At 72.3% G+C, this 20,796-nt stretch carries 17 protein-coding genes; 5 read left to right on the plus strand and 12 right to left on the minus strand.

All coding sequences use genetic code 11. The features are described from left to right. Window positions 1–17: 17 nt before the first annotated feature. Window positions 18–848 carry a helix-turn-helix domain-containing protein gene (locus ACZ4WQ_RS19030; protein ID WP_311728908.1) on the minus strand — a complete coding sequence of 277 codons (831 nt, stop codon included), beginning with the start codon at window positions 846–848 and terminating at the stop codon, window positions 18–20. A gap of 547 nt (window positions 849–1,395) precedes the next feature. Between ACZ4WQ_RS19030 and ACZ4WQ_RS19035 the strand changes: the two genes are divergently transcribed. Continuing rightward, a complete protein-coding gene (locus ACZ4WQ_RS19035) occupies window positions 1,396–2,535 on the plus strand; it encodes a methyltransferase domain-containing protein (protein ID WP_311728907.1) in 1,140 nt (379 codons plus the stop codon). 89 nt (window positions 2,536–2,624) lie between these two features. Here the strand turns inward: ACZ4WQ_RS19035 and ACZ4WQ_RS19040 are convergent, their stop codons facing one another. Next, window positions 2,625–2,840 (minus strand): DUF397 domain-containing protein, encoded by a 216-nt coding sequence (locus ACZ4WQ_RS19040; protein ID WP_311728906.1) that lies wholly within the window; start codon window positions 2,838–2,840, stop codon window positions 2,625–2,627. Between the two features lie 278 nt (window positions 2,841–3,118). On the opposite strand from ACZ4WQ_RS19040, the gene ACZ4WQ_RS19045 reads away from it, so the two are divergent. Beyond that, window positions 3,119–3,631: a cupin domain-containing protein gene (locus tag ACZ4WQ_RS19045; RefSeq protein ID WP_468022304.1), complete on the plus strand. Its 513-nt coding sequence runs from the start codon at window positions 3,119–3,121 to the stop codon at window positions 3,629–3,631. Between the two features lie 76 nt (window positions 3,632–3,707). Further along, window positions 3,708–4,076 carry a hypothetical protein gene (locus ACZ4WQ_RS19050; RefSeq protein ID WP_468022305.1) on the plus strand — a complete coding sequence of 123 codons (369 nt, stop codon included), beginning with the start codon at window positions 3,708–3,710 and terminating at the stop codon, window positions 4,074–4,076. A 50-nt stretch (window positions 4,077–4,126) separates the two neighbouring features. On the opposite strand, the gene ACZ4WQ_RS19055 is transcribed toward ACZ4WQ_RS19050, so the two are convergent. Beyond that, window positions 4,127–4,324 carry an antitoxin gene (locus ACZ4WQ_RS19055; RefSeq protein ID WP_311728903.1) on the minus strand — a complete coding sequence of 66 codons (198 nt, stop codon included), beginning with the start codon at window positions 4,322–4,324 and terminating at the stop codon, window positions 4,127–4,129. A 324-nt stretch (window positions 4,325–4,648) separates the two neighbouring features. Here ACZ4WQ_RS19055 and fxsT point away from each other — a divergent pair, with 324 nt between their 5' ends. Next, window positions 4,649–8,491 (plus strand): FxSxx-COOH system tetratricopeptide repeat protein, encoded by a 3,843-nt coding sequence (fxsT, locus tag ACZ4WQ_RS19060; RefSeq protein WP_468022306.1) that lies wholly within the window; start codon window positions 4,649–4,651, stop codon window positions 8,489–8,491. 90 nt (window positions 8,492–8,581) lie between these two features. Here fxsT and ACZ4WQ_RS19065 read toward each other — a convergent pair whose 3' ends face one another. The 4 genes from ACZ4WQ_RS19065 to ACZ4WQ_RS19080 form a co-directional block, all read right to left on the minus strand. Then, the gene (locus ACZ4WQ_RS19065) at window positions 8,582–12,388 is read right to left on the minus strand and encodes a multifunctional oxoglutarate decarboxylase/oxoglutarate dehydrogenase thiamine pyrophosphate-binding subunit/dihydrolipoyllysine-residue succinyltransferase subunit (protein WP_468022307.1); all 3,807 of its coding nucleotides are present in this window, start codon (window positions 12,386–12,388) and stop codon (window positions 8,582–8,584) included. Window positions 12,389–12,682: 294 nt separating this feature from the next. After that, a complete protein-coding gene (locus ACZ4WQ_RS19070; RefSeq protein ID WP_398371349.1) occupies window positions 12,683–13,924 on the minus strand; it encodes a HAMP domain-containing sensor histidine kinase in 1,242 nt (413 codons plus the stop codon). Beyond that, window positions 13,921–14,661, minus strand: a complete 741-nt coding sequence (locus ACZ4WQ_RS19075; RefSeq protein ID WP_311728899.1) for a response regulator transcription factor — start codon at window positions 14,659–14,661, stop codon at window positions 13,921–13,923. The genes ACZ4WQ_RS19070 and ACZ4WQ_RS19075 overlap by 4 nt, the downstream gene beginning before the upstream one ends. Before the next feature lie 100 nt (window positions 14,662–14,761). Next, window positions 14,762–15,505, minus strand: a complete 744-nt coding sequence (locus ACZ4WQ_RS19080) for a spermidine synthase family protein (RefSeq protein WP_385343199.1) — start codon at window positions 15,503–15,505, stop codon at window positions 14,762–14,764. 171 nt (window positions 15,506–15,676) lie between these two features. Here ACZ4WQ_RS19080 and ACZ4WQ_RS19085 point away from each other — a divergent pair, with 171 nt between their 5' ends. Next, entirely contained in the window at window positions 15,677–16,552 is an 876-nt protein-coding gene (locus ACZ4WQ_RS19085) for a rhomboid-like protein (RefSeq protein ID WP_468022308.1), read from the plus strand. Here ACZ4WQ_RS19085 and ACZ4WQ_RS19090 read toward each other — a convergent pair. The 5 genes from ACZ4WQ_RS19090 to ACZ4WQ_RS19110 are packed head-to-tail and all read right to left on the minus strand — an operon-like array spanning window position 16,504 to window position 20,756. Beyond that, a complete protein-coding gene (locus tag ACZ4WQ_RS19090; RefSeq protein ID WP_398371354.1) occupies window positions 16,504–17,115 on the minus strand; it encodes a hypothetical protein in 612 nt (203 codons plus the stop codon). The genes ACZ4WQ_RS19085 and ACZ4WQ_RS19090 overlap by 49 nt on opposite strands. Further along, on the minus strand, window positions 17,112–18,419 hold the full coding sequence (locus ACZ4WQ_RS19095) for a hypothetical protein (protein ID WP_398371356.1): 1,308 nt from the start codon (window positions 18,417–18,419) through the stop codon (window positions 17,112–17,114). The genes ACZ4WQ_RS19090 and ACZ4WQ_RS19095 overlap by 4 nt, the downstream gene beginning before the upstream one ends. Continuing rightward, window positions 18,416–19,228 (minus strand): ABC transporter ATP-binding protein, encoded by an 813-nt coding sequence (locus ACZ4WQ_RS19100; protein WP_398371358.1) that lies wholly within the window; start codon window positions 19,226–19,228, stop codon window positions 18,416–18,418. The genes ACZ4WQ_RS19095 and ACZ4WQ_RS19100 overlap by 4 nt, the downstream gene beginning before the upstream one ends. Further along, window positions 19,225–20,160, minus strand: coding sequence for a zf-HC2 domain-containing protein (locus ACZ4WQ_RS19105; RefSeq protein WP_398371360.1), 936 nt, complete (start codon window positions 20,158–20,160; stop codon window positions 19,225–19,227). Before ACZ4WQ_RS19105 ends, ACZ4WQ_RS19100 begins: the two co-directional genes overlap by 4 nt. Beyond that, window positions 20,157–20,756, minus strand: a complete 600-nt coding sequence (locus ACZ4WQ_RS19110) for an RNA polymerase sigma factor (protein WP_398371362.1) — start codon at window positions 20,754–20,756, stop codon at window positions 20,157–20,159. Before ACZ4WQ_RS19110 ends, ACZ4WQ_RS19105 begins: the two co-directional genes overlap by 4 nt. Window positions 20,757–20,796 lie beyond the last annotated feature (40 nt).

Genomic DNA, 20,796 nt, shown 5'->3' on the forward strand with positions numbered 1-20,796 from the left:
GCTGTCGCGGAGGGGGACTATGCCTCGCAGACCTCCATAGCCGTTCGGATCAGCCTTGCGGATTCCTCAGGTCGCAGGGCGTACGCCCGTAGCTCATCGTAGGCTCGCTGGCGCTCCTGCACGGACCACAATTCCTCGTACAGATGGCCGACATCGATGCCCTCTTCGTACGCCACGGTGTAGCTACCGGGGACGCTGAGGAGGGTGAGTGCTCCGCCACTCAACCGGTGTGCTCCATGGCGAAAGGGCAAGATCTGGATCTTGCTGTTGGGAGTGTCCACCAGAGCCGATAACTTGGCTAGTTGCTCGCTCATGACCTCCGGCCCGCCGATCTGCCGCCAGATCACTGACTCATCGCAGATGGCCCATACGTGCAGGGGCTTTCCGCCGAGCAGACGCTGATGACGGCTCATGCGCGCAGCGACCCGCTGCTCGATCTCCTCCTCTGTCGCGGCGGAAGCGCCAGCCCGGAGCAGCGCACGTGCGTACGCCTCGGTCTGCAACAGGCCCGGCACCAGGGACTCCGACCACTCTTGGACAACCTCGGCCCGTGCCTCGAAGTTCAAGTACCGCCGGTACTTGTCCGGGTGTACCTCGTGCCGCGCCAGTTCGTACAGCCTGGTGAAGTGGCCGTCTGTGCCGAACGCCGCATCGAGCTTCTCCGACAGGCCCTCCGGGATCATCGACTCCGCCGTCTCGATGCGCCCCAGGTGCGGCTTGCTGTACTTCAGGATCTCGGCCAGCCCGGCCAGGGACATGCCCGCCTCGACCCGTAGGCGGCGCATCTCCGAGCCGTAGAAGTGGCGGACTGATCGATTGGGGTTCAGCGGCTTCGGCTGGAACGTCATTGGTCCCTCCCTGTCTGTTCCTGAACGGGTTTAACGACGGGGTGACGTGCGCTGTCTCTCCCCCAGCCGTGAGACGGAGTCCCCCTGTCCAACAGTACGCACTGAGCGCGACGCTTTCATTGCACACGGTAGTTAGTGCTGGAATGCGGCACGCAACGAAAGCAGGTTCGGTGAAGGACGGCCGTATTGATCAACCGCCCCGCAATCTCCGTCTGATCAGGTCCGCGATGACGGTCACGGTCTACAAGCTGAACCCCACGACACGATCGCGGACGGAAGTCTCCTCGTGGTCGTGCCCGCCGATGGCCTACGGCGATCCCTTCAGCCTGTCGTCCGTCTGGCCGCCGTGCGAGTGTCCGCGCTGCCAACGGCGGGGCAGGTGACCCCGCCTGGAGCAGTGCGTTGGAATCGATGAGAGGAAAGGAAAGTCGATGGGTAGCCATGGAAAGCCACCAGCCCCGAACCCCCAGCCGAAGGAGCCGTCGCCGGGTGACAGCGACAGTCAGCACCCGGATGTGTCGAAGCCGGGTGGCGGGACGCACCGCAAATGACCCTCGATGAACTGCGCCTCCAGGCCGCCGAGATCATCGGCGGCCTGGACGGGTTTCCCGCGCACTGGATGCGCGAGACCTTCCTCAAGGTGCCGCGCCATGCGTTCGTGCCCGACACCGTATGGGTGTGGTGGGAGGACGCCTACCGACCGCTTCACGCCTCGGACGAACCGGACACCTGGGCCGCGTTGGTGTACGACCCGCTGCACCCCCTCGTCACGCAGGTCGACGACGGACGTGTCGATGGAGGAGGCGCGGACGTGCGAGGAGCCCTGCCCACCAGCTCGATCAGCGCCCCGAACGCGGTGTTCACCATGCTCGCCGCCGCCGACTTACGCCCCGGCCTGAAGGTGCTCGAAGTCGGCACCGGTACCGGCTACAACGCCGCGCTGCTCTGCGAGCGGGCGGGAGAGGCGAACGTCGTGTCGGTCGAGGTGGACGCTGGGCTGGCGGAGGGGGCCGTTCAGCGGCTGGCCGCAGCCGGGTATCTGCCGCGCGTGGTGGCGGGCGACGGGGAGCGCGGTTGCGCGGGCGGCGCACCGTACGACCGGGTGTTGTGCACGGCGTCGCTGCACCGCGTTCCGTTCGCGTGGGTGGAGCAGACCCGGCCCGGTGGCCTGATCGTCACGCCCTGGAAGACGACGCTCCAGCCTCACGGTATGGCCTGCCTGCGGGTGTCGGAGGACGGCCGTTCCGCGAGCGGACACTTCGGGCGCCCGATGTCGTTCATGGATCTTCGGGGGCAGCGGCGCCCGGAGTTCCCGCTCAAGAACGTGTACACCGCCGAATCCTGGGAGGAGAGCCGCGACAGCCGCACCGACCTTGACCTGTCGTTCCTGAACGACGACTTTCACGCACGCTTCGCGTTGGGCCTCCAACTGCCCGGTGTGCAAGCCGACGGGGACGGTCGGGAGTGGTGGTTCGCCACGGCCGACTCGTGGGCGTGCGTACGCGACGGAAGCGTCCAACAGTGGGGCCCGCGTGACCTGTTCGCGGAGGTGGCGGACGCGTATCGGTGGTGGCGGGGGGCCGGGGAGCCGGAGCTTTACGAGTTCGGGCTCACGGTGACCGCTGACCAGCAGGTGGCATGGCACGCGGACCCGGATCGTGGCCATCAGTGGGAGCTGCCCGCCTGAAGTGGCGGTGGCCCGATCAGGACACGGACACGCCGACGCCACGGCGTGTCCGCGTCCCATCCACCACAAAGCCGCCTACGGCGCGAGGATCAGGCGGGGCGGAATTCCCCGTGCTTGACGGCCTGGACGAACGAGGTCCAGGTGGCGGTTTCGAAGATCAGGGCAGGGCCCTCGGGGTTCTTGCTGTCGCGGAGCGGGACTATGCCGGGTATTCCGTCGGCGACCTCTACGCAGTTGCCCCCTTGCGTGTTGCTGTAGCTGGACTTGCGCCACACAGCCGTGCTCAGGTCCGGCGTGGTTGGCATGAGTCGCAGACCTCCATGGTGGTTTGGATCAGCCTCGTAGATCTGTTGGGCGACGGTCGTACGCCCGTGCGAATGGTAGGTCTGCTGGTGCCCATCGCGTAATAGATGTGCGACGGAAGCATTCAACAGTGAGGCCCGCGCGACGGCCGGGGAGCTGCTGCCGCCACGCCGAATTGACCCATGGAGTAGGCGCCTGAATGAACCATCCAATGGGTCTTTCGGCGACCTAGCTTTGTTGGTGTCAAGGGGACAACCGCCACAAGCAGCCAGGAGCCACCATGAACATCAACAGCACCACCACCGCCCCCGTCCTCGTCCGCGCCGAGCAGGCCGAGACCCTCCAGGACGGTGCCACCAGCCTGATCACGCTGCTCGCCGACGCGGGCGTGACCGGCGGGGCGCTGACCGCCAACAAGGCGACCTTCGAGAAGGGGTCCCCGGGGGCTCCGGCGCACTTCCACACCAAGGCCACCGAGATGTTCTTCGTGCTCGACGGCACGATGCGCATCCTGGTCGGCGACGAGGTGCACATCCTCGGCAAGGGCGACTTCCTGACCGTGCCGCCGACCGTCCCGCACGCGTTCGCGCCGGCGGCGGACAGCACCGCGGAGCTGCTGGTGGTGTTCACGCCCGGGCTGCACCGCTTCGACTACTACCGGCTGCTGGAGCGCGTGTACCGCGGCGAGGCGAGCGTGCGGGAGATCCGCGAGAGCTCCGAGACGTACGACAACCACTACTTCGAGAGCCCGGTGTGGCAGGACGAGCTCGCCGGGCGCCGTACGGCCAACTGAGGCACCCGTGTTACTGTGCCCGTCCGCGCTCCGATCGTGATCGTTCCCAGGCGGAGCAGGCTCGTGAAGGACCCGTATGAGCGCGCCCGGCCCCTTCTTGGTCATACCCGCAACGCTGTGGACCGTGGCGGCCGCCGCCTCGCTGATCGCGGCGATCGCGCTTTCCGTACGAACCAAGCGTCGGGGGGCGGCTCCCGACGGCTGGAATCCGTTCGGCACGGGCTTCCCGGTCACCGCCATGGCAGCGATCACCGGGTACGCGGTCGCTGTCGTCGCCACGGATCGCTTCTATCCCCGCACCGCCGCCTTCAGCGTTCTGTGGCCCGCCATGGCCGCCGTGGCCCTCGCCCACGTCGCGGGACGACGCGCCCGCGGCTGGCCTCAGTGGGCCACCGCGGCCTTCGCCGCCGTGGGAGCGGGCCTGTACGGCGCACTGCCGATATGACGGGGTGGGCAGGCGCCGCCCGCTGAGTTTCCGGGCTCGTCCCGAGCGGATCAGTCCTTCTTCTCGCCCAGCTTCTCGACGAAGCCCTGAGCCTTGTCGACCGCGGTGTCGATCTTGTCGCTGTGCTTGCCGCCGGTCTTGTCATCGACGAAGTCGCCGACCTTTTCGAGCCCGTCAGAGATCTTGTCGCTGTGGGCTTCGGCGAGGTCCTCTGCCTTCTCCTTGAGGTTCTTAAGGGCGTCGAACATGTGCGGGCCTGTCTCCTTCGGTGGACTGCCTGGTCAGGGACATGATCCCACGGAGGGCGCGGCGGACAAGAGCGAGCCGGACGGACGCTCAGTCCACCGTCCGCTCCAACAGCCAGCCCACCAGGGCTCGTACGGCGCCCGAGACCGCGGCGGCGGCGAGAGCGAGGAGCGGGCGGGGGGTGGGGCGGTTCGTGGGGTGCATGGCTGAGGGGTCCTTTCCGTGCGGCCGGTCGGTTCGCCGGGTACGTTCACCTTGCGCGGGACGCCGGGTGTTGCGGCAGGTGTCACGCGTTGCCGGGTCGCCGCAACGGGGGAGGGGCGTGCGTGGAGGACGAGGACGGGGAGCTGCGCGGGGAGTTGGTGCCGCTCTCGGGGGACACCGGGCGGGTCGGGGACCTCAAGCCGATACCGGACCATGTGGAGCCGTCCTGCGCCGAGTTGGCGGCGGGGCTGCGCGGGCTGTTCGGGGCGGTGGGGGTGTCCCTGCGGGTGTTCGCGCTGCGGGTGCACTGCGACCCGGGGACCGTCTCGCGCTATCTGAACGGGACCGTGGTCGCCCCCGCCGAGTTCGTGGACACGCTGCTGACCCACGCAGCCAAGGCCACCGGGCGGCCCGCCTCGCCCGAGGTCGTCGCCCATGTGCACGGCCTGCAACGGCGGGCGTTGCAGGCCACCAACAGGTCCCGCTGGGAGCTTCAGAACCTGCGTGACCAGCTCGCCGACGCCGACCGCCGGCGCCAGCAGGCCGAGGTGCGCGCGGAGGCGCTGACCGAGGCGTTGCAGGCGCGGAAACAGCGGATCGCGGAGATGGAGCTGGAGCAGCGGCAGCTCGCGGTGTCGATGTCGGTCGAGCGCGACGGCCGCGGCGCCGAGGTGGAGCTGCTGCGGGACGAGCAGCAGCGGTTACGCGGTGAACGGGACCGGTTGAAGGAGGAGGTCGCCCGGCTCCAGGGCGAGCTGGAGCACGCGCGGCGGCAGGCGCTGGAGGCCGAGCGGCGGTGCGAGGATCTGGAGCACCAGCTTCAGGCGGGGGAGGAGGCGGCGGCCGAGCAGGCCGGGGCCGAGGACCCCGTGGCGCACCGGCTGTGGATGGCGGAGGAGCAGGCCAGCGCCGCGGAGGACCGGGCCCGGCGGCTGGAGGCGGAGCTCGCCCGGATACGGGGCGAGGAGGGCGGGCGGGCCTCCCGGGTCCCAGCGCGGGACTGGGTGGTCGCGGTGCAGCACCGGGACGCGGTGCACGTGTCCGCGCCGCCGGGCCCGGGCCCGGGCCCGGCCGGCGTCCCCACCACAGGCCTCCCCGGCCATCTGCCCGTCGTCGTGACGTACGCCGGGCCCAACCGCCCCTGGGCGGCCTGGGTCGCCCAGCGACTGGAGGCGACGGGGGTCGCGCGCGAGGAGATCACCGTCCGGCGCTGGGATCCCGCGGCCGAGCCGTCCCTGGACCTGCTCGTCGACGACGCCTTCCATCTGCTGCTGCTGAGCGAGCATTTCTTCGCCCTCGACTCGGCCCGCATCGAGGCGGAGTGGGAGGCGGCGCTGGGAAGGGGCGCCGTACGCGCGGACCGGATCGCCGCCTTCGTCGTCAGCGGTCACCCGTTGCCGCTCGTCGTCGCCCGGCTGGGGGCCGTCGGGCTGTTGGGGGTCGACGAGGAGGAGTGCGAGTGGCGGCTGTTGCGCGCGCTCGGGGGGAGCGGGGCCCCGGCCAGGGCGAACGGTGATCGGCAGCGGTCCCGGCTGCCCGGGGACCCGCCCGAGCTGTGGGACGGGGTGCCGCGCCGCAACCCCCGCTTCACCGGCCGGGACCTGCTCCTGGAGCGGATCAACGACCGTCTGCGGAGCGCCCCCGCCGAGGCCGCGGTGTGCGCGCTCGTGGGGCTGCCGGGCATCGGCAAGACCCAGCTCGCCACCGAGTACGCGCATCGCTTCGGCGCCGAGTACGACGTGGTGTGGTGGGCCGCGGCGGATGACCGCGGGGTGCTGGAGGAGCGGCTCGGCGGGCATCTGGCGCACCTCGGCAAGGACGTTCAGGGGTACTCCGCCTCCGCCCGGGCCGGGGCCGCGCTGGACAATCTGCGCCGGGGCGTGCCGTCCGACCGCTGGCTGCTCGTCCTCGACGGCGCCGACGCCCCCGAGGCCGTCGCCGATCTGCTGCCGGGCGGGCGCGGGCATGTGCTGATCACCTCGCAGAACCGCGGCTGGGCCGACCACTACGTCGAGCTGCTGGAGGTGCCGCCGTTCAGCAGGGACGAGAGCGTGGCGTTCGTACGGGCCCGCGCCCCACGGCTGGGCCGCGAGGAGGCGGACGGACTCGCCGACGCCGTGGAGGACCTGCCGCTGCCGCTCGACCAGACCGCGGGGTGGCTGGACGGCTCGACGATGCCCGCCGAGGAGTACAGCCGCAAGCTGCGCGAGGGCGGGACGGTGCCGGTGAAGTCCGGGGCGGCGTACCCGGCGTCGTACGCCGCCGCGTACAGGGAGCTGATCCGGCGGCTTCAGGCGCACTCACAACTGGCCGCCGATCTGCTCCAGTTGTGCGCGGTCTTCGGGCCGGGCCCGGTGCCGCTCGCGCTGCTGCGGGCCGTTCCGGGAAAGCTGGTCTCCCCGGCGCTGGCGTCGCTGTTGGAGGACCCCACCCACGTCGAGGTCACCGTCGCCAGGCTGGTGCAGCACTCCGTGGTCCGGCGGGAGGCGGAGGTGCTGCATCTGCACCGCTTCGTCTGTGACGCGGTGCGCAGAAGGCGGCCGGAGGACCGCCGGAACAAGGACGCCGAGGTCGTCTGGCGCGCCCTCGTCGCGGCGCGTCCGGGATGGCCCCAGGAACCGGCTACCTGGCCTCGCTACGCCGAACTCATGCCGTATCTTGACGTGTTGTGGGCGCTGGAGTCCCCGAATCCCCGGGACAGGACGCGCCCGCTGCGGCGCGACTGTCTGACGTATCTGACGCTCCGAGGCGATGACGCGACGGCCCTGCGCCTCGTCGACAAGGAAATGGACGTCACGGACTGGGAGCTGACCCTGTGCCGCACCGTGCTGCTGCGGGCGACCGGGGACTACGCCCGGGCCGAGCGGCTGGACCGGGCGCTCATGGGGCAGTTGAGCCACCCCAGCGCCCTCGCCGCGATGAACGCACTCTCCGCCGATCTGAGGGGCCTGGGCCGCTACGCCGAGGCGTACGAGCTCTGCCGGCGCCAGTCCGACTTCCACCCGGTGCTCGACCACCGTAAAGAACTTCACAGCCAAGCCGAACTGGCTGCCTCGCTGCGGGCGCTCGGCCAGTACGGAAAAGCGCTGGAGCTGGACAAGACGGTCCTGGGGCGCCGGAGGGAGATCTTGGGGAGCGACCATCTCGAGACGCTGGCCTCCGAAACGGACTACGCCTGGGACCTGCTGCTGACGGGCCGCTATGCGGAGGCCCTGGCCCACCAGTACCGCAACGTCGGGCGGCACCACGCCGCCGTGGGGAGCGAGACCCCGCACACGCTGGCGGCCGAGTGCGCCCTGGCGGTGTGCCGGCTCAAGTGCGGTGAGTCGGAATCCGGTACGGCCCTGCTCGCCGTGGTGCTGGACCGCGCGCGGCGGCTGCTGGGCGAGGCCGCGCCGCTGTCCCTGATGATCGCCTCCCACTACGCGTGTGCGCTGCTGAGGCAGAGCCGCGATGAGGCGATAGCGCTCGATGACTTCGTCACGGACGCCTACCGGGTGACTCTGGGAGAGCTGCATCCGTATGCCATCGGGGCATCGGCGAACCAGGGGCTCGTGTTGCTGAAGCGGGGCGATCCCCATGACGCGCGGTCGGTACTGGAGAAGGCCCTGGACGACATGACCACAGCGCTTGGTGAGCAACACCCCTGGACGCTCGGGATCGCCGTCAACACCGCCGCCGCCTGCCACAGCCTCGGCGATTGGACGGACGCCTGCGCCCTGAGCCGGGAGGCCGCGCTGCGGGCCGAACAGACGCTGGGCCAGGGACATCCGCTGACCCTGGCGGCACGGCTCGCGCTCGCTGCCGATCTGGGCGAGATCAAGGGCGGGCGGGACGAGGCGTGGACGATCAAGCAGGCGGCCATCGGCGAGCTGGAGGCCCTGCTGGGGCCGAACCACCCCCAGGCGGTGGCGGCCTGGCAGCGGGCCCGCCCGCTGTGGAACTTCGAGCCGCTGCCCGTCTGACCGCCGTACCGGACCCCGTACGCCGGAAGGCCCGGCCCCCGCGTCGCGCGGGAGCCGGGCCTTCCGTACCGGTACGGGCCGTGGAGACCGTCAGATCTCGAAGACCTCGTTGACCAGCGCCTGCTGCTCCGCCTGGTGCCGCTTGTTCGACCCCACCGCCGGGGACGAGGAGTGCGGCCGGGACACCCGGACGAGCCGCTCGGAGGCCGGCAGGTCCGCGCCCACCGCGAGCTCCAGGTGGTCGATCAGGTTGAGCGCGACGAACGGCCACGCACCCTGGTTCGCCGGCTCCTCCTGCGCCCAGACGAACTTCTGGACGCCGGAGTACTTGGCGATCTCGGCCTGGAGCTCCGCGCCCGGCAGCGGGTACAGCCGCTCCAGCCGGATGATGGCCGTGTCCGTCGCACCGCGCTTGCTCTGCTCGGCGGCCAGGTCGTAGTAGACCTTGCCGGAGCAGAAGACGACCTTGCGGACCGCGGCCGGGTTGGCCGTCTCGTCGCCGATGACCGGGCGGAAGGAGCCGTTCAGGAACTCCTCGGTCTTGGAGGCCGCCGCCTTCAGACGCAGCATCGACTTCGGGGTGAAGACGACCAGCGGCTTGTGGTGCGGGTTGTGGACCTGCCAGCGCAGCAGGTGGAAGTAGTTCGACGGCAGCGTCGGCGCCGCGACCGTCATGTTGTTCTGCGCGCACAGCTGGAGGAAGCGCTCGATGCGGGCCGAGGAGTGGTCCGGGCCCTGGCCCTCGTAGCCGTGCGGGAGCAGCAGGGTGACGCCGGAGGTCTGGCCCCACTTCTGCTCGGCCGAGGAGATGAACTCGTCGACGATCGTCTGCGCGCCGTTGACGAAGTCACCGAACTGGGCCTCCCACATGACCAGCGCGTCCGGCCGGGCCAGTGAGTAGCCGTACTCGAAGCCCATCGCCGCGTACTCGCTGAGCAGCGAGTCGTAGACGTTGTAGCGGGCCTGCTCCTCGGACAGGTAGAGCAGCGGGGTGTGGTCCTCGCCGGTCTCCCGGTCCACCAGCACCGCGTGGCGCTGGCCGAAGGTGCCGCGGCGGGAGTCCTGGCCGGCCAGGCGGACCGGGGTGCCCTCCATCAGCAGGGAGCCGATGGCGAGGGTCTCGCCCATGCCCCAGTCGATCGTGTCGTCCTCGATCATCGCCGCGCGCCGCTGGAGCTGCGGGTACAGCCGCGGGTGGACGGTGATCCGGTCGGGGATGTTGACCTGGGACTCGGCGATCCGCTTGACGACCTCCTGGCTGACGGCCGTGGTGACCGCCACCGGGAACTCCGCCTGCGGCTCGGGGACCGCGGTCGGGGCCGGGTGCGAGGTGGCGTCGCGGACCTCGGTGAAGACCTTCTCCAGCTGGCCCTGGAAGTCCTGGAGCGCCTGCTCGGCCTCTTCCACGGTGATGTCGCCGCGACCGATCAGCGACTCGGTGTAGAGCTTGCGCACCGAGCGCTTCTTGTCGATCAGGTCGTACATCAGCGGCTGGGTGAAGCCGGGGTTGTCGGTCTCGTTGTGACCGCGGCGGCGGTAGCAGATGAGGTCGATCACCACGTCCTTGTTGAACGCCTGGCGGAACTCGAAGGCGAGCCGCGCGACGCGGACCACGGCCTCCGGGTCGTCGCCGTTGACGTGGAAGATCGGCGCCTCGATCATGCGCGCCACGTCGGTGGCGTACATCGAGGAGCGGGACGCGGCCGGGGCGGCGGTGAAGCCGACCTGGTTGTTGATGACGATGTGCACGGTGCCGCCGGTGCGGTAGCCGCGCAGCTGCGACATGTTCAGCGTCTCGGCCACCACGCCCTGGCCCGCGAAGGCGGCGTCGCCGTGCAGGGCGACGGGCAGGACGGTGAAGTCGGTGCCGGCCTTGCCGATGATGTCCTGCTTGGCGCGGACCACGCCCTCCAGGACCGGGTCCACCGCCTCCAGGTGGGAGGGGTTGGCGGTCAGCGAGACGGCGATCTGCTCGCCGTCCAGGCCGGTGAAGGTGCCCTCGGCGCCCAGGTGGTACTTGACGTCGCCGGAGCCGTGCATCGACTTCGGGTCGAGGTTGCCCTCGAACTCGCGGAAGATCTGCGCGTACGACTTGCCGACGATGTTCGCCAGGACGTTGAGGCGGCCGCGGTGGGCCATGCCGATGACGACCTCGTCCAGGCGCGACTCGGCGGCCGCGTCCAGCACCGCGTCGAGCAGCGGGATGACGGACTCGCCGCCCTCCAGCGAGAAGCGCTTCTGGCCGACGTACTTGGTCTGGAGGAAGGTCTCGAACGCCTCGGCCGCGTTGAGCCGGCGGAGGATCCGCAGCTGCTCGTCGCGCTCCGGCTTGGCGTGCGGGCGCTCCACGCGGTCCTGGATCCACTTGCGCTGCTTCGGGTCCTGGATGTGCATGAACTCGATGCCGGTGGTGCGGCAGTACGAGTCGCGCAGCACGCCCAGGATGTCGCGCAGGTTCATCATCGTCTTGCTGGCGAAGCCGCCGACCGCGAACTCGCGCTCCAGGTCCCACAGGGTGAGCCCGTGCTCGATGATGTCCAGGTCGGGGTGCTTGCGCTGGCGGTACTCCAGCGGGTCGGTGTCGGCCATGACATGGCCGCGGACCCGGTAGGAGTGGATCAGGTCGAAGACGCGCGCGGCCTTGGTGACGTCGTCGTCGTGCGAGACGTCGATGTCGCGCAGCCAGCGGACCGGCTCGTACGGGATCCGCAGCGCCTTGAAGATCTCGTCGTAGAAGTCGTTCTCGCCGAGCAGCAGCTGGCTCATGATCCGCAGGAACTCGCCGGAGGCGGCGCCCTGGATCACCCGGTGGTCATAGGTGCTGGTCAGCGTCATGACCTTGGAGATGCCCAGCTTGTTCAGGGTGTCCTGCGACGTGCCCTGGAACTCGGCCGGGTAGTCCATGGCGCCGACGCCGATGATCACGCCCTGCCCGGGCATCAGCCGCGGCACGGAGTGCACGGTGCCGATGCCGCCCGGGTTGGTGAGAGAGGCCGTGACCCCGGTGAAGTCCTCCATCGTCAGCTTGTTCGCGCGGGCGCGGCGGACGATGTCCTCGTAGGCCTGCCAGAACTCGAAGAAGTTGAGCGTCTCGGCCTTCTTGATCGCCGCGACGACCAGCTGGCGGTCGCCGTTGGGCTTGACCAGGTCGATGGCGAGGCCGAGGTTGATGTGCTCGGGCTTGACCAGGGTCGGCTTGCCGTCCTTCTCGGCGAACGAGTAGTTCATCGAGGGCATCGCCTTCAGCGCCTGCACCATGGCGTAGCCGATCAGGTGCGTGAAGGACACCTTGCCGCCGCGGGCGCGCTTGAGGTGGTTGTTGATGACGATGCGGTTGTCGAACAGCAGCTTCACCGGGACGGCGCGCACGGAGGTGGCCGTCGGCAGCTCGAGGCTGGCGTTCATGTTCTTCGCGACGGCGGCGGAGGGGCCACGCAGGGTGACGTACTCCGGGCCGGCCGACGGGGCGGCCGGCTCGGCCGCCTTCGCGGGCGCGGCCTTCGCGGGCGCAGGCTTGGCCGGTGCGGCGGCGGCCGCGGCGGGCTTCGCCGGAGCCGGGGCCGGGGCGGCCGGGGCCTTCGCGGCCGGGGCGGGCTTCACCGGAGCCGGAGCCGGAGCCGGGACCGGAGCCGCGGCAGCGGTACCGGCCGCCCCCGCGGCGGCCGGGCCCGGCGGTGCTGCGGACTCGGCCACGGCGGAGGTGGTGTCCTGGCCCGGCTTGTAGTCGGCGAAGAAGTCCCACCAGGCTCGGTCGACCGAGTTCGGGTCCTGGAGGTACTGCTGGTAGATCTCGTCGACGAGCCACTCGTTGGGACCGAACGCGGCGGCAGGGTTACTCCCCTGACCGTCCTGCTGGTCGGTCGAGACGCTCGAACTGTTGGGGGACTGTGGCGACACGGCGGCAACCGCCCTCTTCCGCTTCCTAAGGTGGTGGACAGCGGGAATAAAGGCTACGCCTCTCAGGGCCTTACGTGCAGGCCGCACTGGTCATCGTCGCGCAAGTCACATTGATCGGCTGGTTTCGGGGCCTGAGGTGGCGGGAATCACCGCTGGTTCGGACCGGCGACGGGAACGCTGAAAGGCGCCCACACCCGCTCGGATGTGCGCGTCCTTCGACGTCTGTGCGCCTTCGTTGACGACTTTACGTCAATTTTGATCTCTGTGGGGGTGCGGTTCGCACTGGAGATCGCCCTAGAGATCGGCGCGTCCCGGCAGGCTGACCTTGATCCGGCAGCCCCGGGGGGACTCGGCCACGCCGATCCGCCCCCCGTGCAGATCGACCGCCCACCGCGCGATGGCGAGACCGAGCCCCGTGCCGCCGTCGCTGCCCTGCCCCGGGCCGCGCGGCTCCCCCGGCTCGCCGGCCTGCGCGGACGGGCCGCCCCGGTTGAAGCGCTCGAAGACCCGGTGCCGCTCGGCCTCCGGGATCCCCGGGCCCTCGTCCAGCACCTCCAGCTCCAGGCTCTCCGGGCTCTCGCCGCGCCGCGCCCGCACCGTCACCCGGCCGTGCGCAGGGGAGTGCTTCACGGCGTTGTCGATCAGATTGGCGACGACCTGGTGCAGCCGCTCCACGTCGGCGTGCGCGGACAGGTCGGACGGGAAGACGTCCAGGTTGAGGTGGACGTCCTTGCGGGTGTGCGAGCCCGAGCCCCCGTACGCGCCCTTGGCCATCCCGGCCTCCTTGAGGATCCCGGCCAGATACGGCCAGACCTCGAAGCGCCGCGCGTACAGCGGCACCACACCCTTGTCCAGCCGGGACAGGTCGAGCAGTTGTTCGACCAGCCGGCCCAGTCGCTCGGTCTGGCGCAGCGCGACGCGCATCGTCTCCGGGTCGGCCTCAGAGACCCCGTCCACCACGTTCTCCAGGACCGCGCGCAGCGCCGCGATCGGGGTGCGCAGCTCGTGGGAGACGTTCGCGACCATCTCCTTGCGCTGGGTGTCCACCGCCTCCAGATCGGCGGCCATCCGGTTGAAGGAGGTGGCCAGGGCGCCGAACTCGTCGCGCCGCTCGGCCGCGCTCACCCGCCGGGTGTAGTCGCCGTGCGCCATCGCCCGGGTGACCTCGGTCATCTCGTCCAGCGGGGCGGTCAGGCCGTGCGCCACGAACTGGGTGATCAGCAGCGAGGCGATGATCGAGAAGATGGTGATGATGCGCAGCTCGGTGTCGGAGTGCATCGCCGCGAACACCAGCAGCGTGGTGATGATCACCGAGCCGATGACCAGCGCGCCGAGCGCGGCCTTCACCGACCGGTACGGGTCGAAGGGCTTCAGCGCCTCCCACAGCCGGTCCCAGTGGCGGGCCCAGGCGGCGCGCCGGGTCTCCGGCCAGATCCCGCGCCAGATCCCGCGCCAGACCCCGAGCCAGGTCTCGCGCCAGGTCTCGCGCCAGGGTCCGCGGCTCCAGACGGCCGTCCGGCGGCCGGATGGCCTCATGCCGCCGGGGTCTCCAGGGCGTATCCCACGCCGTGCACCGTACGGATCCGTTCCGCGCCGATCTTCCGGCGCAGCGCCTTGATATGGCTGTCCACGGTGCGGGTGCCCGAGGCGTCGGCCCAGTCCCAGACCTCCGCGAGCAGCTGCTCGCGGGAGAGCACCGCGCGCGGCGTATTGGCCAGGCAGACCAGCAGATCGAACTCGGTCGGGGTGAGATGCACATCTGTGTTGCGCACCCGAACCCGGCGCTGCGCGTGGTCGATCTCCAGCTCGCCCAGGCGCAGGATGCCGCTGCGCGGGGTGTGCGCGGCCAGCGCCGCCCGCTCGACGCGTCTGAGCAGCACATGCACCCGCGCGGCCAGTTCACGCATGGAGAACGGCTTGGTCATGTAGTCGTCGGCGCCGACCCCCAGGCCCACCAGCATGTCGGTCTCGTCGTCCCGCGCGGTGAGCATCAGCACCGGCACCGGGCGCCTGGCCTGCACCCGGCGGCAGACCTCCAGGCCGTCGAAGCCGGGCAGCATCACGTCCAGTACGAGCAGGTCAGGCTGCCAGGCCTCGGCCGTGTCGACGGCCGCCGGGCCGTCCCCGGCCGTCTGCACCTGGAACCCCTCGGCGCGGAGCCGGGCCGCGATGGCGTCCACTATCGTCGGGTCGTCCTCGACGACCAGCACCCGGCGCTGTGCCCCCGGGGTGGTCGTGGCGGCCCCGTTGTGGCTGCTGTGAGTCTGCTCCATGCGCCCGCCCCTGCTTGTTCCGTGAAACCGCGGCTCTGGCTGGTCACTTGCCCGGCCGCGCGCGCTGGCAAGCAGCGTAAAGGCAGCGTACGCGGCTCGGCTACGCGCCTCGAACCGCGAGGTGAACGACGTCCGGGACACCTCGGGCAACACTGATCTCTTCCGTCCGCACCCCTACGAACCCGGCATTCCGGAGTGCCTCCTCGAACGCGGACGAGGGCTGGGCGGACCACACGGCGAGGACCCCGCCGGGGGTGAGGCGGGCCCGGCAGGCGGCGAGACCTGCGGGGGAGTAGAGGCCGCCGTTGTCCTCGGTGACCGTCCAGTCGGGGCCGTTGTCGATGTCCAGGCAGAGGGCGTCGTACGGCGCCGCCCCTTCGCCGGCTCGGAGACAGGCGACCAGATCGGCCCGGATCACCTCGGTGCGCGGATCGGCGAGCGCGGCCGCGGAGATCCGCCCCAGCGGGCCGCTGCGGTGCCAGTCGACGACCGCCTCCTCGCGCTCCACCACCGCGATCCGCCCCCACCGCGGCTCGGCCGCCGCCTCGGCCAGCGAGAACCCGACGCCGAGGCCGCCGATCAGCAGCGCCGGCGCGCTCCGGCCGGCGGGCAGCGCGTCCAGCGCGGCGCGGATCAGGAGCCGCTCGGAGCGGCCGTCGGAGGTGTCCATCAGGAAGCACCCGTTCGCGATGATCTCGAAGACCGGCGCCGGGGCGGCGGGGCCCCCGGCCGGACCCGTCCCGCCCCCGCCGCGCCGCCGCAGCACCACCTCGCCGTACGGACCCTCGCGGCGGTCGAGGGTCACGGGGCGGCCGGCGTCGGCGGTGTCGTACGGCGGGTACACGGGGCGGGTCCTTCCGGGTGAACTCGGGATGCGGCCGAATCTACCGGGGCCCGACCCTGGGACGGCGATCCTCACTGTGGCCTGCTTCACAACCGGCGGTCCGGCGACATGAGACGCGGACCGTTTGTTGTTGTGCGTGAAACGGGGGCGGTACGAGGAAGGAACCCCGGTGTGACGTGGACGCGAGCGGTCGACACCGCGGCCGGTGACCCACGGCGGGCGGCGCGCCCGCCGAAGCGCTGCCGCCACGCCGCCGCGCGTCGTACGGCCGCGGCCCCCTCCCCTGGCCCCTCCTCGGGCCAAGCCGGTTATGCCGGCCCGGCCGCCCCGGACGCCGACACCCCGCAGCTCCGTTCCGAGAACCGGGCCCTGCGGGCTCTGCGCGCGGGCGGGTGGGCGCGGTTCCTGCCCAGCCCCTCACGGACCCCGTTCACGTTCGGCTACGCCCTGCTCCTGGTCGCCACCGGGACCTTCACCCAGCTCGCGGACCCGGACCTCGTGCGCGACGTGCTGGCCCACTCCAGTACCGACGTCGCGAACCTCGCCGAGCGGCCCGTGCTGGTGCTGGTCGCCAGCGGGGCCTGGCTCGTCGGCGGGCTGCCGTACATCCTCGCCTTCCTCGTCGTGCTCAGCTCCCTGGAGCGGCGGCTGGGCGCGCTGCGGACCGCCGGGGTGTTCCTGCTCGGGCACGTCCTGGCGACCCTGCTGACCGAGCTGTTCGTGGCCGCCTCGGTCGCCGCCGGGCAACTGCCCGACAGCTCGCTGCGCCGCCTCGACTACGGCATCAGCTACGGGCTGCTCGCCTGCGCCGGCGCGCTCGCCGGGCTGCTGCGGCCCTGGCTGCGCTGGACGGTGCTCGGCGCGGTCGTGCTGGGCCTCGTCGCGGACCTGCTGGAGTTCACCGATCCGCTCACCGACTGGGGCCATCTGCTCGCCCTCGCGATCGGCGTCCTGTGCTGGCCGTTGGTCCGGCGGGCCGCCCGGCGGCGCGATCCCGCTCAGCGGCGCGAGCCGGGGCCCTCCGGGCGGGCGCCGCGCAGCGCGTAGAGGCAGGTGCCCGCGGCGAAGAGGACGGCCGTCGTCCACCATGCCGCCGGCTGCGGTCCCGGCTGGACCGACCAGGCCCAGACCGGGCCGGGGTCCTCCGGGCCGGTCTGCGCGCCGAGGTAGACCGCGCTGGTGTGCAGCAGCATCGGCAGCCAGCTCAGCCGCGCCCCGATGAACGTGGCGGCCAGCGCGGTGACCCCCACCGCGCCCAGGAGGTTGCGGACCATGGCGGGCGCCCCGTACAGCTCCGGGTCGCCGGGGACGGCGGCCGCGAGCAGCCCGGCCGCCACCGCCGTGAGCAGCAGCAGCTGGCAGGCGCGCCGCGGCCACCACGGGCGTACGGCGGTCCGGTCCAGCTCCTCGCTGTGGGTGTACAGGCTCGCCCCGATCGTGGCCGAGGCCAGCACCGGCGCGAGGACGACGAGGGGCAGCCGGGCCCGCGGGCCGAGGTCGGAGTGCGCCACGATCCAGTCCGCGAGCCAGGCGGTGGTGGGCCAGGCGGCGGCCAGGACGGCGACGGTCATGGGCAGGGCGCGCGAGCGCGCGTACAGCGGCAGGCTCATGGCGCCGTCACCTGCTCAAGACGGCAGGAGCGCGCGGCGGCGAAGTAGGTGCCGAGCCAGTGGGTGCGCTCGCGGTCGGGCATCGCCTTCAGCCTCTCCAGATCGCGGGTGTAGCCCGGGGCGTCCTGGCCGGCGGGCGGCTCGGGCCGGGGCATGGGCGCCAGCCATTCGGCCACGGCCTGGCTGAGGTCGTTGTAGCGGTCCTCGTCCGAGACGCCCGGGCAGGACGGCGCCGTCGCGCCGAGGGCGGCGTTGGCCGCGAACATCTCCGGCTCGACGATCCGGTTGCGCCGGAAGTAGTAGTCCCAGCCGAACAGCGCCGCGTCGGTGCGGGGCCCCCGGTGGTGGTCGCCCCGGCTCTCGACGATGCGGGTCGGGGCGTTCGGCACGCCGCGCAGCTTCGCCGACAGCCCCGCCAGCGCCGCGGACGCGTCCGGCAGCATCCGGTCGTGCGCCCGCGACGCGCAGACGCGCGGCGTCCCGTCGTCGCAGACCAGCGCCGCGCTCGCCGGGTCCGGGCGCCATACGCCGTCGCCCGTCTGCACGATCAGGACGGCGGCGGTGGCCGCGGCGGCGAGCGGCGCGAGCGCCAGGGCGCGGGCGCGGCGGCGGGCGGCGTACGCCAGCAGCGCAGCCGCCGCGAGCCCGGCCGTCCACACCATCGAGGCCGGGCCGAACCACCACACCGGCCGGTCCCAGGAGAAGATGTGGTTCTTGCCGGGGCTCAGCCAGGCGACGGGGGAGTCCTGGTTGGCGACAAAGGGGTCGACGGCGAAGACGACGAAGGCCACCAGGGGCGGGGCCAGCCGCCACGGCACCAGCCGGCCGGCGATGAACCCGAGCGCGGCGAACGAGCCGATCGCCATCGCGTCGGCCGCGATCATCGACGGGTACGGGCCGCCGACGCCGCTCGCGTAACGCCAGGTAGCCGCCAGGCACACGGCGGCCGTGAGCAGATACCCGACCACCGGCCACAGGATGGTGGGCGCCGCGGTCAGCAGGGTCCGCCGGAGGCGGCCGCGCGCCACGGTCGCCAGCAGCTCCTCCGTCCCGCGCCGCCGCTCCCGGCCGCCCTGCCAGCACGCGGCCGCGGCCGCCAGCGGCCCGCCGACCAACACCCCGGCCGAGCGCAGCATGTCGGTGGTGTCGGTCCAGCCGGCCAGCCAGCTGTCGGCCCGCTCGTACATGGCGAGCAGCAGGGCGGCCAGCGTCGCGGCGCCCACGGCCGGGCCGATGCCGCGGCGGAGTTCGGTGCGCAGGGGGCGCGCGGTGCGCGAGGGGCGGATGGTGGTGGTCCGGCTCATCGGGTCACCGTCCATCCGGTGGTCCCCGCGCCCGACCGCTGGCGGCGCAGGGCCACGGCGTAGCCGCGCTCGATGGGGTTGTCGCCGAAGTCCGCCGCCCCCGCCTCGGCGCCCAGCCCGGCCAGCGTCTGCGGCGTGCCCCGGTAGGCCACCCGGCCCGCCGCGATGAGCGTGACCTCCGTGCAGGCCGCGGCGACGTCCTCCACCAGGTGGGTGGAGACGATCACCGTCGCGTCGCGGCCCAGCTCCCGCAGCAGGGCCCGGAAGTCCACCCGCTGCTCCGGGTCGAGACCGGCCGTCGGCTCGTCGAGCAGCAGCAGCCGCGGGTCGTTGACGATCGCCTGGGCGATGCCGACGCGCCGCACCATGCCACCTGACAGGGTGCGGACCTTCGCGTCGATGCGGTCGGCGAGCCCGACCCGGGCGACCGCGCGCTCCACGGCGGCGGGGGCGTCGGCCCGCGGTATCTCCTTCAGCCACGCCATGTAGGCCACGAACTCGCGCACCGTGAAGCCCGGGTAGTAGCCGAAATCCTGCGGCAGATAGCCGAGCCTGCGGCGTACGGCGGTGCGGTGCGCGGGCGCCGAGATGTCGCCGCCGAGCAGCTCCACCCGCCCGGAGGTGGGCGCGGCGACCGTCGCGAGCACGCGGATCAGGGAGGTCTTGCCCGCGCCGTTGGGGCCGAGCAGGCCGTGGACGCCGGGGCCGAAGGCGAGGTCGACGGCGTCGAGGGCGGTGGTCCTGCGGTGCCGGACGGTCAACCCATGGATATGGACGGAGACGGAATGGACGGAGACGGCGCTGTTCACATGTGCTCCAGGCGGTCGAAGGAGGTGCGGCGCAGGGTCAGCAGCCCCGCGCAGACGGCCGCTGCGGCTGCCCAGCAGCTCTGGGCGGCGGGGCCGGAGAGTACGGCGGTGAGGGAGTCGGTCAGGGCGTCGGCGAGCGAGCCGCGCTCGCCCTGGACCGGGCCCGCGAGCAGCGCCGGGGCGCCGACCGCCAGCAGCCAGCCCGCGCCGACCGCCAAGGTGGCGATCCGGCAGCCGACGTACGAGGCGAGGGCGAGCGCGGCGAGCGTGAGCGCGAGCCCCGGCAGCAGCCAGGCCGAGGCGGCGGGCGCCCCGGCGGCGGCGGGCAGCAGCAGCCCGGCGAGGGTCAGCAGCGGCACGGACACGGCGAGCACGGCCGCCGTCCGGGTCAGCAGCAGCCGCAGCCCGCCGGACGGCGTGGATGCGGTCAGCTCGTGCATCGGGTCGACGTGCCGCCCGTACGAGACGGCCACCCCGGCGGACGGCAGTACGGGCGCGAGCGCCAGCAGGAGCGGCCGCACCCCGGAGATCCCGGCGGCCCGCGCGGCCCCGGCCGCGACCAGGCCCGTCACCACCAGCGCGACCAGCCAGGGCCCCCACAACGCGGGCCCCGCGGCCCACGCCATCCACACCCGGGACGCCCGGACCGCCCCGAGCCGCCCGGCGGGGGACGCTTCCGCGTCCGGCGCCGCGTCCGGCGCGGCGAAGGCCAGCACCGCCGTGCGGATCTCGGCCAGCGCGGGGGCCGCCGCGCCCGTGCGGACAGCCGCCGAGACGCGCTCCGCGCAGGCCGTGCAGGACTCGACGTGCTTCTCGACCGACCATGCGTCGGTCTCCGGCAGCGAGCCGTCGGCGTAGGACGCCGCGTGGCCGGGCGTCACGTGCCAGGCGGTGGCGGGGCCGCCGCGCTTGATCAGTCGCCGGGGCGTCATGCGGTGCCTCCGAGGGCGTCCAGGAGGTGCGGGGGCGTGGCGCGCAGCTGGGTGAGGGCGGCGCGGAGTTCTCTTCGGGCGCGCTGGGCGCGGGTCTTGACGGTGCCTTCGGGGATGCCGAGGAGCTGTGCCGCCTCGCGCGTGGTGAGCCCGTCGACGACCGTGGCGCGCAGGACGGCGCGCAGCTCGGGGGAGAGCCGGTCGAGGGCGGCGCCGACGTCGCCGTACTCCAGCGCGTCGAGCGCCCGCTCCTCCGCGGAGGGCGCCGTGGCGCGGGCCGCGTCGGCCTGGTGGCGGGCGTGGGCGGCCTGGGCCTCGGCGGCGCGGGCGGCGGCGCGCTGGGCGTCGACGAGCCGCCGGGCCGCGATGGTCCACAGCCAGCCGCCCGCCTCGCGCCCGCGGTGCGCGTCGGCCGTGCGCCAGGCCGCCACGAACGTGTCCTGGAGGACCTCCCGTACGGTCTCGGGGTCCTGGCAGCGGCGGGTGAGCCGCGCGTGCAGCCAGCCCGCGTGCCGGTCGTAGAGCGTGGCGAGCGCCCGCGAGTCCCCCCGCGCGACGGCGCGCAGCAACTCCCCGTCGCTTCGGTCTGGCCCCATGGGGCGGAACAGTTTCACGACTCCTTATCGCTCGCCGAAG

The sequence above is a fragment of the Streptomyces sp. NPDC028305 genome (assembly GCF_055569495.1).

Coding starts and splice junctions, on each gene's coding strand:
- ACZ4WQ_RS19030 (WP_311728908.1), bottom strand. CDS start 848: ATGACGTTCCAGCCGAAGCCGCTGAACCCCAATCGATCAGTCCGCCAC.
- ACZ4WQ_RS19035 (WP_311728907.1), top strand. CDS start 1,396: ATGACCCTCGATGAACTGCGCCTCCAGGCCGCCGAGATCATCGGCGGC.
- ACZ4WQ_RS19040 (WP_311728906.1), bottom strand. CDS start 2,840: ATGCCAACCACGCCGGACCTGAGCACGGCTGTGTGGCGCAAGTCCAGC.
- ACZ4WQ_RS19045 (WP_468022304.1), top strand. CDS start 3,119: ATGAACATCAACAGCACCACCACCGCCCCCGTCCTCGTCCGCGCCGAG.
- ACZ4WQ_RS19050 (WP_468022305.1), top strand. CDS start 3,708: ATGAGCGCGCCCGGCCCCTTCTTGGTCATACCCGCAACGCTGTGGACC.
- ACZ4WQ_RS19055 (WP_311728903.1), bottom strand. CDS start 4,324: ATGTTCGACGCCCTTAAGAACCTCAAGGAGAAGGCAGAGGACCTCGCC.
- ACZ4WQ_RS19070 (WP_398371349.1), bottom strand. CDS start 13,924: ATGAGGCCATCCGGCCGCCGGACGGCCGTCTGGAGCCGCGGACCCTGG.
- ACZ4WQ_RS19075 (WP_311728899.1), bottom strand. CDS start 14,661: ATGGAGCAGACTCACAGCAGCCACAACGGGGCCGCCACGACCACCCCG.
- ACZ4WQ_RS19090 (WP_398371354.1), bottom strand. CDS start 17,115: ATGAGCCTGCCGCTGTACGCGCGCTCGCGCGCCCTGCCCATGACCGTC.
- ACZ4WQ_RS19095 (WP_398371356.1), bottom strand. CDS start 18,419: ATGAGCCGGACCACCACCATCCGCCCCTCGCGCACCGCGCGCCCCCTG.
- ACZ4WQ_RS19105 (WP_398371360.1), bottom strand. CDS start 20,160: ATGACGCCCCGGCGACTGATCAAGCGCGGCGGCCCCGCCACCGCCTGG.
- ACZ4WQ_RS19110 (WP_398371362.1), bottom strand. CDS start 20,756: ATGGGGCCAGACCGAAGCGACGGGGAGTTGCTGCGCGCCGTCGCGCGG.